General features: G+C 41.9%; 13 protein-coding genes. 3 read left to right on the top strand and 10 right to left on the bottom strand.

Annotated features, from left to right (window positions below; translation table 11 throughout):
• Window positions 1-232 precede the first annotated feature (232 nt).
• Complete coding sequence (gene pssA / locus CXF69_RS06855; protein WP_227543695.1) at window positions 233-1,147, bottom strand: CDP-diacylglycerol--serine O-phosphatidyltransferase; 915 nt, start codon at window positions 1,145-1,147, stop codon at window positions 233-235.
• Between the two features lie 26 nt (window positions 1,148-1,173).
• A complete protein-coding gene (locus tag CXF69_RS06850) occupies window positions 1,174-2,061 on the bottom strand; it encodes a 23S rRNA (adenine(2030)-N(6))-methyltransferase RlmJ (RefSeq protein WP_101204829.1) in 888 nt (295 codons plus the stop codon).
• Between the two features lie 141 nt (window positions 2,062-2,202).
• Here CXF69_RS06850 and CXF69_RS06845 point away from each other — a divergent pair, with 141 nt between their 5' ends.
• Together CXF69_RS06845 and dapE are read left to right on the top strand one after the other, a co-directional pair.
• Window positions 2,203-2,958: a 2OG-Fe(II) oxygenase gene (locus tag CXF69_RS06845; protein ID WP_101204830.1), complete on the top strand. Its 756-nt coding sequence runs from the start codon at window positions 2,203-2,205 to the stop codon at window positions 2,956-2,958.
• Window positions 2,959-3,020: 62 nt separating this feature from the next.
• Window positions 3,021-4,238, top strand: a complete 1,218-nt coding sequence (gene dapE / locus CXF69_RS06840) for a succinyl-diaminopimelate desuccinylase (protein WP_101204831.1) — start codon at window positions 3,021-3,023, stop codon at window positions 4,236-4,238.
• Between the two features lie 82 nt (window positions 4,239-4,320).
• Here the strand turns inward: dapE and CXF69_RS06835 are convergent, their stop codons facing one another.
• The 7 genes from CXF69_RS06835 to CXF69_RS06805 all read right to left on the bottom strand — a co-directional run bounded on the left by CXF69_RS06835 (window position 4,321) and on the right by CXF69_RS06805 (window position 9,824).
• The gene (locus tag CXF69_RS06835; protein ID WP_101204832.1) at window positions 4,321-4,983 is read right to left on the bottom strand and encodes a hypothetical protein; all 663 of its coding nucleotides are present in this window, start codon (window positions 4,981-4,983) and stop codon (window positions 4,321-4,323) included.
• Window positions 4,984-5,051: 68 nt separating this feature from the next.
• Window positions 5,052-5,555 carry a GyrI-like domain-containing protein gene (locus CXF69_RS06830; protein WP_101204833.1) on the bottom strand — a complete coding sequence of 168 codons (504 nt, stop codon included), beginning with the start codon at window positions 5,553-5,555 and terminating at the stop codon, window positions 5,052-5,054.
• A gap of 65 nt (window positions 5,556-5,620) precedes the next feature.
• Complete coding sequence (gene iscX, locus CXF69_RS06825; protein ID WP_021812734.1) at window positions 5,621-5,830, bottom strand: Fe-S cluster assembly protein IscX; 210 nt, start codon at window positions 5,828-5,830, stop codon at window positions 5,621-5,623.
• 176 nt (window positions 5,831-6,006) lie between these two features.
• On the bottom strand, window positions 6,007-6,543 hold the full coding sequence (locus tag CXF69_RS06820) for an acyl-CoA thioesterase (RefSeq protein ID WP_101204834.1): 537 nt from the start codon (window positions 6,541-6,543) through the stop codon (window positions 6,007-6,009).
• 278 nt (window positions 6,544-6,821) lie between these two features.
• On the bottom strand, window positions 6,822-8,222 hold the full coding sequence (locus CXF69_RS06815; protein ID WP_101204835.1) for an NAD(P)(+) transhydrogenase (Re/Si-specific) subunit beta: 1,401 nt from the start codon (window positions 8,220-8,222) through the stop codon (window positions 6,822-6,824).
• Complete coding sequence (locus CXF69_RS06810) at window positions 8,219-8,557, bottom strand: proton-translocating transhydrogenase family protein (RefSeq protein ID WP_197707696.1); 339 nt, start codon at window positions 8,555-8,557, stop codon at window positions 8,219-8,221. Before CXF69_RS06810 ends, CXF69_RS06815 begins: the two co-directional genes overlap by 4 nt.
• A gap of 115 nt (window positions 8,558-8,672) precedes the next feature.
• Window positions 8,673-9,824: a Re/Si-specific NAD(P)(+) transhydrogenase subunit alpha gene (locus tag CXF69_RS06805; RefSeq protein WP_101204837.1), complete on the bottom strand. Its 1,152-nt coding sequence runs from the start codon at window positions 9,822-9,824 to the stop codon at window positions 8,673-8,675.
• Between the two features lie 497 nt (window positions 9,825-10,321).
• Here CXF69_RS06805 and yaaA point away from each other — a divergent pair, with 497 nt between their 5' ends.
• Window positions 10,322-11,134, top strand: coding sequence for a peroxide stress protein YaaA (yaaA, locus tag CXF69_RS06800; protein WP_101204838.1), 813 nt, complete (start codon window positions 10,322-10,324; stop codon window positions 11,132-11,134).
• Between the two features lie 93 nt (window positions 11,135-11,227).
• Here yaaA and CXF69_RS06795 read toward each other — a convergent pair whose 3' ends face one another.
• Window positions 11,228-12,841, bottom strand: a complete 1,614-nt coding sequence (locus tag CXF69_RS06795; protein WP_101204839.1) for a glucosamine inositolphosphorylceramide transferase family protein — start codon at window positions 12,839-12,841, stop codon at window positions 11,228-11,230.
• Window positions 12,842-12,983: the final 142 nt, after the last annotated feature.

Raw genomic sequence — 12,983 nt, 5'->3', positions numbered from 1 at the left:
GAGTTTTAGATAGAAAACAAGGAAACTCTATAAATAATCTCAGTTATTTTCTATCAGCGATACTCTATTTACCTAACCTATTGTTATCGCTATCAAACTTTAAATACTGTCTTTTATATCTATAGATTTAGCTTTTTTATATGGGCTGGTGTACTTCAGCAGTATATAGAGTGCGTAAAAAAAGGAACTTACCTGACGGTAAGTTCCCTTATATAAAATCTAAATACAGTATCTAGCTTTTCACTTTCGTTTTAATCGTAGTCACGATACCTGATAACGCATAAATAATACCGATCGCTAAGATACCAACAGGAATATCATAGAGCACGATGCTCATGACTAGCACCCCAATGATAAGCACTACAAAAGGCACTTTCTTTTTATCAAATTCTTTAAAGCTATAGTATTTGACATTGCTGACCATCAGTAGACCGCAAGTCACGACCCAAGCTGCAAACAATAGCATGACGGCTGTATCGTATTTACCAATCCACTCGTTATGATCGACTGCAACCATCACAGCGGACGTCACCAATATAGCAGCCAGTGGACTGGCCAAACCAACAAAGTACTTTTTATCTACAATACCAACCTGAACGTTAAAACGTGCAAGGCGAAAAGCAGCACAAGCGGTAAAGACAAACGCACAGCCAATGCCGATACGACCCAAAGGCTCTAAAGCAAAGCTATAAATCAAAATAGCAGGGGCAACACCAAACGCTAGCATATCTGCTAAAGAGTCATATTGCTCACCAAATGGACTTTGCGCATTAAGCATACGTGCGACACGTCCATCTGCGCCATCAAGAATAGCGGATAAAAAGATAGCCAAAGCTGCCTTATAGAACTCGCCTTGCGTACTCGCCAAAATAGAGTAAAAGCCTGACAGTAGCGACAAGGTTGTGATCAGATTGGGTGCCAAATAAACACCGCGACTAACTACTCGCTTACCTTCGGCTACTTCAGCTTCAATTACCTCAAATGTCAAACCATCATAGCTGTCGTTATCCGCTAGGCGAATATTAAATTCGTGCTCATCAATAAACGGTGGCTGAGTCGCTGCATTATCTTGCAACGAGCCGTCATTTAAGGACGAATTGTTCACAGGTGCATTATTCGGCTGGCCGATAGGTGGCTGAGTCGTCATCTTAATATCCTTATTGGCCGTTATTGCTATTCGCCGACGAGCCAGCGCACATTGGTCGCACTATCAGGCGTCAAGTTTGGCGCGTCTTCTACTTTTAGTACTGGCTGTAAGAAACGTAATATCTCACGTGCATGGTTATCAAACTGCCATGGCGGATTGATAACCAGTAGACCTGTACCGTTCAGGCCAACTGCAACATCATTAGGATAAATGTTTAGCTCACAAACCAACTGACGTCTCATTTCAGTACGTTTGAGCTTTTTGTAGAAGAGCTCTACGGCTTCGATGTTTTTGATTGGGAACCAAAGCGCATAAGTTCCTTGTGGCCATTTGTTATAAGCTGCGACTAATAAATCGATCAGGCGCGTAAAATCTTTGTGCTCTTGCTCATAAGGGGGATCAAGGAAAATCAAACCGCGCTTTTCTTTTGGTGGAATAACAGCGGTGATACCTTCAAAAGCATCACGATGCTGGATACCAATTGGCAACTTATGTAGCTGATAGTTTAACGCATCGTATTCAGTCGCTTTGGCTTCAAAAGCCTCAGCACGCACGCCAGCATCAGGATTTTTAGCTGCGGTTTTTTCGACGTGATGGGCCACCCACCATGGCGAACCAGGATAGACTTTATTGTCGTAAGTGAATTTGGCTTGCTTGATGCCTTCCATATAATCTTTGACAGCAGCTGGGGCCTTTTCGGTATCTGCTTTTAGAAAAGCTTGAATACCGCCTTTGGCCTCACCTGTTTTGCGCGCTTCTTCACTGCTTAGTGAATACAGTCCACGACCGCCATAAGCGTCAAGCACATAAAACGGTTTGTTTTTCTGCCCCAGTTGATTAAGCAGTTGTACCAATAAAATGTGTTTAACCACATCAGCAAAGTTACCAGCGTGGTAGGCGTGTTTATAGTTCATAATCTCAAAAGTTTAAATAAGAAAAATTGCATCTATGGTAGCATAGGCAGAGTAAAAGATAATGTGGTTTTAGTAAGTGCTTTCAATAAAAACGCATTGAATGACGGTATATTGACAGCTGATTGATAATAATGAGATGAAATGACGCAGATTATTAGCAACCTTAACAAGACAGCGTTGGTCGTTGATCATCCGATAGGTCAGGATAATCCACCATTACTGCTGCCAGATACTCATAGTGATAGCCAAGAAATTCCTACTCAGCACGTATTGCAAATGTCTGACTTTACGGTGGACTGGGAAGATAAGCTGACGGATAAACAGCTCGATACCTTTGTTAATGACGGCTGGCTAATCATTGATGATGTATTCAATAGTACTGCTTTATTAGCACTACAAGCAGAAAGCGGTTTTATTGACTATCGTGATGCAGAGCTGACCGCTGGTGTTCGCATCAGTGATATTCGCGGTGATAGAATACGCTGGATTACCGAAGACTTTTTTGCAGGTTATTACTATCTACAAAGCATCAATGCTTTGGCCTTGCTATTCAATCGTAGTTTGTTTGCTGGTATTCGCCATAGTGAAGCGCATTATGCGTGTTATCCGACTGGCTTTGGCTATCAATGGCACAGTGACAACCCTGCTGGACGTGATGAACGGGTTATCTCAGCAGTGTTTTATCTCAATGATGATTGGGAAACAACTGACGGCGGCGCACTAGAAGTCGTTGATAAGCATGGCACGCACCATGAAGTGATGCCAGTTGCCAATAGACTAATCATTTTTGATAGCGATTTACGTCATCAAGTACAAACTGCGCATCGCCAACGCTACTCTATCGCTACTTGGATGCGCCGTGACGGTCTTGTACCCTTTGTCGAAGTAGCCATTTAGCATTTATCCTCTACTCTTTATTTATATTTACCATTTTAATTTATTATACAAAAGGCTTATCCATGTCTGACTCTCATAACCAATCAAGCGCATCTCAACACACAACTCATCAGCAAGAAACCTTAGATTTAAGTATTGCACTGTTAGAGCGCCCTTCAGTGACGCCCGATGACGATGGTTGCCAAGATATGTTGTCAGCACGGTTAGAACAAGCAGGCTTTGATTGCGAATTTATGTATTTTGGTGATAGAAAACAAAGCGGTGAACATGCCGAAGTCAAAAACTTGTGGGCACGCCGCGGTACTAGCGATCCAGTGATTTGCTTTGCTGGTCATACTGATGTCGTACCAACAGGTGATGAGAAAAACTGGACCTACCCTCCGTTTACTCCAACTATCGCTGATGGGTATTTATGGGCACGCGGTGCCGCCGATATGAAAACGGGTATTGCAGCTTTTACTGTTGCAGCCGAACGTTTCGTCGCCAATCACCCTGAGCACAATGGCTCAATTGCTTTTTTAATCACTTCAGATGAAGAAGGCCCGTCAATTAATGGTACGGTCAAAGTGATCGAGACTTTAGAGGCACGTCAAGAAAAAATCACTTATTGTCTCGTTGGTGAGCCATCAAGTACCGATACGTTAGGCGATATCATCAAAAATGGTCGTCGTGGCTCGCTAGGCGCAGAGCTTACCGTTACAGGTAAACAAGGCCATGTCGCCTATCCACATCTAGCATCTAATCCGATTCATGCAGCGATGTCCGCCCTTGCTGAACTGACGTCTACCGCATGGGACAACGGCAATGACTACTTCCCAGCCACGTCATTGCAAATATCAAACATCAATGGCGGCACTGGCGCAACCAATGTCATTCCTGAAACGCTAAACGTGGTTTTTAACTTCCGTTTCTCAACTGAAACGACTGAAGATGAACTAAAGGCAAAAACGCATGCTATCTTTGATAAGCACTTTGCCAACAGTAAAGCGAGCTACGATATTCATTGGAAGTTATCTGGTCAGCCGTTTTTGACCCCTGAAGGAAAACTGGTTTCGGCCTGTCAAAATGCCATCAAAAAAGTGACCGATGTCGATACCACCCTATCGACTTCTGGTGGTACCTCCGATGGACGCTTTATCGCCCCAACTGGTGCCCAAGTGGTCGAACTGGGTGTGCGTAATGCAACGATTCACCAAGTGGATGAAAAAGTAGAAGTCGATGACTTAGGCAAACTGGCACAGATTTATGAAGGAATTTTGAAAAACTTACTACTGAAATAAGCTCAATCTCTACACATTAAAAAAGCGCCACTCTATATGAATGGCGCTTTTTTATTATTAATAAATATAATAAAAGATAGCTCTAACCTTTAATATACTCTACAACCATTTTACCTAGAGTTGTCATATGAGTAGTGCGTTTGCTAGTTTCAACTAGTCCAAAGCGTAATAATGTCTCTTTATAACTATCTTGTAAAGCAGCTTTTTCTAGTTGCTCATTCTCTAACTCTTCGTTCAATCCAGTAATAGTTTTAGATATTGGCTTCAGAACATCTGGATGCTTTTCAACCCAATCAGAGTGTGGACCTTTACCCAATCTTGGTTCAAGAGAGTAATATATCAACCATATTATTTCAGGATCAGTTAGTTCTCTAAAAATATTAAGTATTTTTCTTGATTCTTCGTACTTTAGATTTTCTCTACTTAAAGATTTTTCAAGTATAGACGCAAGTCTTTCTTTACGTTCACGACTTATTGAACGAGATGCTTGTAGCATGCCTTCTTCTAGTAAGTCTACCCCTTCTTCACTAGCTAAGTTTACTTTAAAACACTCAAGCTTTTCATCAACTTGAGATACTTTAGAGTCAAGTTCTTGAAGAAACACTACTATACGTTCAAACCTCAGGTTTGGCACGACGTTATCAAGAATTTCTGAAATTAGAGTTCCTACATACGGAATTGTACCTGCTACTGCTTTAGCAACACTAACTAATCTATCCTTAGAGTTTGGATCTAATTGGCTCATTATTACTCCAAATTAATAGCTAAGATTTAATATTACTAAGGTTTCAATATTTCACTGGTATAAAAATTCTACTCAATCCCAATATAAACATCAACTTGACCGTATTCTAAGTTACCACCGATATAATGCTCAAAGTCTACGTTAAAAGTACGGGTATGCTCGCAATCGGGCGCATTGAAATATTCCCAAGCACTTTCCCATGCATTCATCACAGTATTAGGCATGTAACCTTCTTCAGAAAATACCAAGTACTTTCCTGCAGGAATATCAACCGTCACTACATTACTAGCATTGGCCACATTGTTGCTTTCTGACTGAGCATCTTGCTCACTGGCTACTTTCCAACTGGCCACAACGTCAAACGCCCCTGCCAGATCATCGCTTTCGTAGTTGTGATAGACACCATAAATGTCTTCACCTTCAGGGAGTTCACCCGCGTGATTTTGATAAAACTTCTGCCATAATCTACCAAGCTTGGCAGTGTCATGGCTTATCTCAGCGTTATTAGTGGTACGAACACTGATACCACGACAAGCTATCGCTTCTGGTAGCTCTTTAATTTGTGATGTCATGATGCGGCCTTTTCTATCTGTTTATTTAGTTTTCTGTTTGTAGCAATGCTGGCAGACCGAATCGATTAATCTGCTTCATCAATCCAATTCATTTGAATGGCTTCTAAGATGCCTTCATTTGATTTTTGTGGATCATCATCAAAGCCTTCAAGCTCAGTTACCCAGCGATGCAAATCAGTAAAGCGAATGTACTGCGGATCTGTTTCTGGAAATTTTTCATAAAGCTCAATCGCGATATCTAAGCTGTCTGTCCATTTTAATTTTTGTGGGGTCATAACGGTACCTTATTTTTAGTCGTTTTGAGAATCATCGTCTTAAAAGTAATGCCATCGTCCTAATACTGACGACTTGATGGGCTCTATCCTACCAAAATTCAGCAAATGATTATAGCCAAGTTATTTTACGATGCTGTTTTTCAATACTGGGTTTCAATACTGTTTTGCGATGTGGCTTAGGCTGATTTAATCGATTTTACCGCGACTTGGTGCTCATTCCATGTGTTAATGGTATCCGTCAACTGCTCGCCCATCATATCTAATACTTCTGGTGTGCGCATACCTTTACTATCTGTAAAAACAAACTTGGTCATACCAACGCCCATCAGCTGATTTTTGACAAAAAACCGATGCTCAAAATACACGTATTTATGATCCCATCCTGCGACTGCACTGCTAAGCGTCATTTTATCCAAAAATTTAATTTGCTTCAGATAAATCATCTCCTGCATGGCAATCACCCAATTGAGCGACTTAATGCCTTTCTCGTGACAGCACGCCTTTACCCAGCGTGTCACGTTTAGCTCAATAAATGATAAATAACGATAATTGGGTAAATGATCGCGAAATCCCATATCGTGGGGCAAAATTCGATAATGACGGACGGTCGGTGCAGTCAATGTCTCTAGACTGATAGTCTCACTCGTCGATTGATGCTTGAGCTGTTGCTTAAGTAAGCTAACCATAATAAAAAAACGCAGTAACATGTTCATAAATCTTTCTCTTATTTCATCGTATTTATAATTGGTGATTGTCTATCGTTGAAGCAGCTCACATGGGCTAAAAGATTAATCAAGCGCAAATCGTATACTGAGTACATAAAGCGCAGTTAATATTGTGATCATTAAAAACTGACCATAATTGGAAATAACCTCAGTCCATAGTCGGCTTATAAATGTCGCCCACTTTAACGCAAAAAAAGCCACCTCAGTGACTTTCTTTATCTAAAACTTATCTGTAAATAATCATGGTTAAAAACATAGCTTAGAGATTAATGACCGCCGCCATTGATAGTACGTACCATCTCTTCTACCATTTTCTTAGCATCGCCAAAGATCATCATCGTTTTGTCCATGTAGAACAAGCTGTTATCCAAACCTGCATAACCGGTACTCATTGAACGCTTGATAACCATAACCGTCTGGGCTTTGCTGACTTCTAGAATCGGCATACCGAAGATTGGAGAAGTAGGATCATCTTTCGCAGATGGATTCACGACGTCATTTGCACCGATAACCAAGACCACATCTGTACTTGCGAAATCTGAGTTAATCTCGTCCATTTCTAAAATATCATCATAAGGTACATCAGCTTCAGCCAATAGGACGTTCATATGACCTGGCATACGACCAGCAACTGGATGAATGGCAAAACGAACATTCACACCTTCTTCTTTTAATAGCTCATATAGCTCTTTTACTGCATTCTGTGCACGGCCTTGTGCCATACCATAACCTGGTACGATGACCACGCTACTAGCATTAGACATGAGAAATCCTGCGTCTTCTGCTGAGCCCGCTTTGTAGTTCTTCGGTGCACCATCATCGCCGCCTGCGGCAACAGCTGACGTACCCATACCACCAAACAAGACATTAAGTAGTGAGCGGTTCATGGCTTTACACATGATGTAAGATAAGATCGCACCTGATGAACCCACTAGCGAACCTGCGATAATCAGCATCGAGTTGCCAAGCGTAAAACCAATACCTGCTGCTGCCCAACCTGAGAATGAGTTCAGTAGTGATACAACTACTGGCATATCACCGCCGCCGATTGGCGCAATCCACATCCAACCAAAGATAACCGCAATCACTGCCATCGCATAAAATGCTGGTAATGAGTCAGTGACGAAATACACCCCACCGAACCCAATCATCGCAATGAATAGTAGCGCTTGGACCGGTTTTACCCAGCCACCAACCAATGTTTTTGCCCAGCTTTTCGCTGCTAATTTACCAAAGGCAAAAACCGAGGCTGAGAACGTGATCGCACCGATGAAGCAACCGATAAATAGCTCTATGCGAGCAACGGCACCATGCTGCTGTTCAGTGTGTAATACCGTTGCAAGTGCAATTGCAACCGCTGCTAAACCGACGAATGAATGCATTAAAGCAACCGTTTCTGGCATCTGGGTCATTGCGACTGTTTTCGCTTTCCACATACCAACAAGGGCACCTAACACCATCGCACCGATGATCAACCAAAGCACAGGGCCTTCTGCTAAAAAGAAGGTTGTCACGACGGCAATCGCCATCGCTGCCATGCCAAAACGGTTACCACGAATCGCGGTCTTTGGGCTAGACAAACCACGCAAAGTTAAAACAAAGAGGATAGCGCCGACCAGATAGAACCAATCTGCATTTGCCGCAATCATTGCTGAGAAATCGTTCATGCGTCACCTCCGGCATCAGTGGTTGCTACTGGTGCTTTTTTTACTTTCGGTTTAAACATCGCAAGCATACGCTCAGTCACAGCAAAGCCACCGAAAATATTGATACTGGCTAAAAATACCGCAAAGGCACCAAGCAAACTGGTCGGTGTAAACATTGAACCATCAATCGTGACGGTCTGTAGCATCGCACCCACGATGACGATACTTGATAAGGCATTGGTTACCGCCATCAATGGCGTATGTAATGCAGGCGTAACGCCCCAAACCACGTAGTATCCGACAAAAATAGCGAGCACAAATACAGTGAAAATCGCTACAAATGGTGTGCTACTCATGGCCGCACCGGCTGGCGCTGCAGCTAAAATAGTGGCAATCATCTAATCCTCCTAAAAATTTATTCATTACTGGCAAATGTGTAGTGACGAAATATGTGGTAATAGACTGTTCAAACTAGCGTTTGGCCAGTCGTACCTGACTGTCATGTGTCACTGCCAGTGCGCCCTGAATCTCGTCTTCCATGTCTAAGTTAAGTGCCAAGCTAGCCGATGCATCATCGCCAGTAGGTGCAATCAATGTCGTAATAAAGTTAACAAGGTTATTGGCATACAAATCTGACGACTGTGCGGCGAGCATAGATGGGATATTGGCGGCACCAACGATACGTACGCCGTTGTCTGTGGTGATGGTTTCGTTAGGCACGCTGCCTTCGACATTACCACCGGTACCAGCCGCCATATCGATCAGTACAGAACCTGCCTTCATTTTGGCAAGCGTTGCGCCATGTACCAAACGCGGTGCGTTACGACCAGGAATCTGCGCCGTGGTAATAATGATGTCAGCATTACTGAGCGCTTTATCTACGACAGCTGCTTGATCTTTGACATATTGCTCTGATGGCGTCCATGCATAACCACCGGTAGACTTAGCTGTTTCAGCCTCCTCTGCACTCATCGGCACATCAAGCCATTTACCACCGAGTGATTCCACTTGCTCGCGAGCGGTCGGACGTAAGTCACTGGCTTCTACCACTGCACCCAAACGCTTGGCTGTCGCAATCGCTTGTAGACCTGCAACACCAACACCTAGGATAACGACCTTAGCTGGCTTAACCGTACCTGCTGAAGTCATAAACATTGGGAAAGGACGTGAATACTCATTGGCCGCGAGCAATACGGCTTTATAACCAGCAAGGTTGGCTTGTGACGACAATACGTCCATATTCTGTGCGCGTGACAGTGTACGAGGCAATAATTCCATCGCAAAGACTGTCGCGCCTTTGGCTGCATAAGTGTCAAGCTGAGTGTTGCGATACGGGTCAAGCATGCCAATGACGATCTGACCAGATGATAAGCTTTCAGTGGCTTCCGCTGGTAGGTCATTGACGGTGGTAATAATCTTAGACTGGGTAATCACCTCGGTACGACTACTGGCAATGTCGGCACCCGCAGCCTGATACAACTCATCAGCATAGTATGCTGCTTGGCCTGCACCTGACTGAATGACGACTTCAAACCCAAGTTTACGCAATTTTTTGACTGCGTCTGGGGTTATGGCTACACGGCTCTCGCTCGTGATATCTGCACTGATTACACCGATTTTCATACCGTCTCCTTACTTACGTCCAATGACTATATTTACGTCTCACGACTACCTTTAATACCCTCAACGCACATCTAAAAAGCACAGGGGACAAAACCCTTTGATCATGATTAATCCATTACAGCGACCAAAGGTTATCAATTTAATAAATGATAGCTACTTTACCATCATGCCTTTTTATTATAGAGATATCGTTCGTCAAGTTTCATTGTCTAATGATGACCCACAAGTAAAATAAAAATTTAGGTATTTACACCATTGGCATACTTTTTGTTGGTATATTAAAGCCTTTTATTTTTCCGAAAAACGCTTAGCCCTTATAGATACAGGCCTACCTCCATTTATTCTCTAACCCTAAATCTGTTTTTTTATTAAAAATATAACGTCAATAAACATAAAATAAGCAAGGTGAAGTCAAGTTCCACCCATGCATACCGTATAATAAGAATACTTGACACTCGAAAAAACCCGTCATCGATTCATTATAATAAGGAATAACTATGTATTTTTTGCTTTCCCCTGCCAAATCCCTGAACGAAACAGACGCTATACCATTGAATTTAGGCAACTACTATAGCCAGCCCGAGCTAATCAAGCGCTCACAAGAATTGATGAAAGTACTGAAGTCAAAAGAGCCTGTTGACCTACAAGAGCTGATGAGCATATCTGACGATTTGGCTCAGCTTAATGCCACGCGCAATCAACAATGGCATTGGAGTGAAGAGCAGCCGTTTACTAACGATGCCTCTGATAATGCCGCCAAGCCTGCAGGCTATTTATTCGATGGTGATGTCTATACTGGACTTGATATGTATCATATGGACAAAGATACCGCTACTTATGTCAATGAGCACTTAGGTATTTTGTCTGGACTGTATGGAGTACTAAAGCCACTAGATCTGATCCAGCCATATCGTTTAGAGATGGGTACCAAGCTGAAAAATGAGCGCGGTGACAATCTTTATGAGTTTTGGGGTGAGGAAGTGACTAACATTATCAATGCGCGTATGGCTGACAGCGATGACAAGGTATTAGTGAATTTAGCTTCTAATGAATACTTTAAATCGGTAAAGAAAAAAGCACTGAAGGCAGACATCATTACGCCACGATTTGAAGACGAGAAAAATGGTCAATATAAAGTGATTAGCTTTTATGCCAAAAAAGCCCGTGGACTAATGGTGAAATATGCTGCTGATAGTAAGCTGACCAATGCTGAGCAGCTAAAGCAGTTTGACTTGGCAGGATATTACTATTGTGAAGACGCGTCTGATGATAAGACTTGGACGTTTAGACGAAATACGGCGGATCAGTAGCTTGATATAATACGAGTCAAAATTATAAAAACCCATCATAAGCCGAAACTTATGATGGTTTTTTTATTCTCCAACCACTAAATGTTTTAGTGCCTATACTCTAAAGCGCAACTTATCCCTTGAAACATCAAGTACCACTGTTTCATTATAAACATTATAGGTATGGAGACGATCAATGTCAGCCTCCCAATTCGGTTCGATATAACGTACAAAGGTTTCTTTATAAGAGATCGGTGTCAACTCTTCTACTAGGTATAAAGCCACCCTACGCCCATATCTAAGAGTACCATCCTGGGCAGTACGAAAGAGCTGACCGTTTTTTCGGAATAATGCGCCTGCTAATCGCGATCCACGCACGTCAATTTTTAGAGGCGCCGAGGGATGAATGGTCCAATTATCTGCTTGCAGCTTGTCAGACGTATAAATATACAACTCTAAATCCATAGTAAATGCTGAAATTGAACCGTGAGTTGTAAAAAGATACCATGATCCATTATGCTCAATCACAGCGCTATCTACTGCCTGAACGCCTGAAACTAACTCATGAACTTTTTCCCACTTACGCGGAAAGTCTGTCGCTTTTAATAAGTTAATACAATTGGTTTCTGCAGCCTCTGGAATCATATAGATAGCGTTTTCATACTCGAATACATTGGGAAAGCTTAAGTGCGTGCTAATACCCAAATCAGCTTGTCCTGAACTAATAACTTGATGGCTTTCATTCAGTTCTATCCACTCTATTCGACCAATATTCTTTTTGTAGCTCAAGCTTTCAAAAAATATGTAACGTCTTGAGTCGTGTTCAATATAAAAAGGATCGGCCCAAAAACATCCCTTTTCAGGCAGTATCTCCATGTATGTTTGTATCGGCTGATCCATAGAACCAATAAAAATACTCCAATTGTTTAGATAAAGACTTTTATAAAACCTTTTTATCATGTAGTTTTTGAGAAAATTCTGCAAATGTCGTACTGCTGTTAACTGTGGAGGCGTTTTATAAAGTGTGTGATCGTTAATTAAATTAATAAAATTCCCACTTTCGACGCCAATTTCATTTTTACGGAAGTACCAATACAGTACTGATGCTGCAACCCCTTTTAACTTGTCCTCAGTCAAATTATAGTCCCAGTAAAACAAAGTGCCATAACCTCTACCTACCACTTTGTGTACATCATGGTCATTACTCAATAGTTGCAGTGTCACGACGCTGTTCTCCCATTGTTCAGCAAACTGCCAATACAACGCAGGCTCACCTCGCTGTATCCTTTCATCACCATAATGAAGTAAGAGAATGCCATGCTTCGTAACACCTAGCGCTTTCCCTATTAAGGTTTGGAAATCCATACTCAGCAGGTAATCTAAATCTGTTGCCTGCAGTCTCTTAATCACTGAGTCTTCAATTTCATCAGTGGATTTATTCTGTCTTGGTATTGATGTAATGACAGGCATTTTGCCATTAGAGACTAAATCATGAATAGAATAACGCTTGGTAGTCTTTTTAGCTCGAGAAAGAATAGAAAATAACTTTTGATTGATAGACGGTATAACTTTAGATATATGAGAGGGATTAGCTTGGTGTTCTGCACTTCGTTGGATAGCAATACAAACCTCAACCATACCTTCATCTACTAGAGATTTTAATGGCATAAACTTGTGCCATTCTAATGTTTCATCTTCTACAAAGATTCCAAGCCTAATTTTTTTCATCGTTATCACATTCAATGGCACACGATATTTTGCAAATTCTGTCCCGCAACACGTGTCCAAGCTCCTTTTAAGTGAGTTATCATTCCATTATATATTCATATAATAGCATATATATTGACAAACGTTAAACAAAGCGCAGCGT

It is taken from the genome of Psychrobacter sp. Choline-02u-9 (genome assembly GCF_002836505.1).
In the GTDB taxonomy this organism is placed as follows: Bacteria; Pseudomonadota; Gammaproteobacteria; order Pseudomonadales; family Moraxellaceae; genus Psychrobacter.
The sequence above is the reverse complement of the archived record's forward strand: the minus strand, read 5'-3'. Positions and strand labels throughout refer to the sequence as shown.

Coding starts and splice junctions, on each gene's coding strand:
- pssA (WP_227543695.1), bottom strand. CDS start 1,147: ATGACGACTCAGCCACCTATCGGCCAGCCGAATAATGCACCTGTGAAC.
- CXF69_RS06850 (WP_101204829.1), bottom strand. CDS start 2,061: ATGAACTATAAACACGCCTACCACGCTGGTAACTTTGCTGATGTGGTT.
- CXF69_RS06845 (WP_101204830.1), top strand. CDS start 2,203: ATGACGCAGATTATTAGCAACCTTAACAAGACAGCGTTGGTCGTTGAT.
- dapE (WP_101204831.1), top strand. CDS start 3,021: ATGTCTGACTCTCATAACCAATCAAGCGCATCTCAACACACAACTCAT.
- CXF69_RS06835 (WP_101204832.1), bottom strand. CDS start 4,983: ATGAGCCAATTAGATCCAAACTCTAAGGATAGATTAGTTAGTGTTGCT.
- CXF69_RS06830 (WP_101204833.1), bottom strand. CDS start 5,555: ATGACATCACAAATTAAAGAGCTACCAGAAGCGATAGCTTGTCGTGGT.
- iscX (WP_021812734.1), bottom strand. CDS start 5,830: ATGACCCCACAAAAATTAAAATGGACAGACAGCTTAGATATCGCGATT.
- CXF69_RS06820 (WP_101204834.1), bottom strand. CDS start 6,543: ATGAACATGTTACTGCGTTTTTTTATTATGGTTAGCTTACTTAAGCAA.
- CXF69_RS06815 (WP_101204835.1), bottom strand. CDS start 8,222: ATGAACGATTTCTCAGCAATGATTGCGGCAAATGCAGATTGGTTCTAT.
- CXF69_RS06810 (WP_197707696.1), bottom strand. CDS start 8,557: ATGAGTAGCACACCATTTGTAGCGATTTTCACTGTATTTGTGCTCGCT.
- CXF69_RS06805 (WP_101204837.1), bottom strand. CDS start 9,824: ATGAAAATCGGTGTAATCAGTGCAGATATCACGAGCGAGAGCCGTGTA.
- yaaA (WP_101204838.1), top strand. CDS start 10,322: ATGTATTTTTTGCTTTCCCCTGCCAAATCCCTGAACGAAACAGACGCT.
- CXF69_RS06795 (WP_101204839.1), bottom strand. CDS start 12,841: ATGAAAAAAATTAGGCTTGGAATCTTTGTAGAAGATGAAACATTAGAA.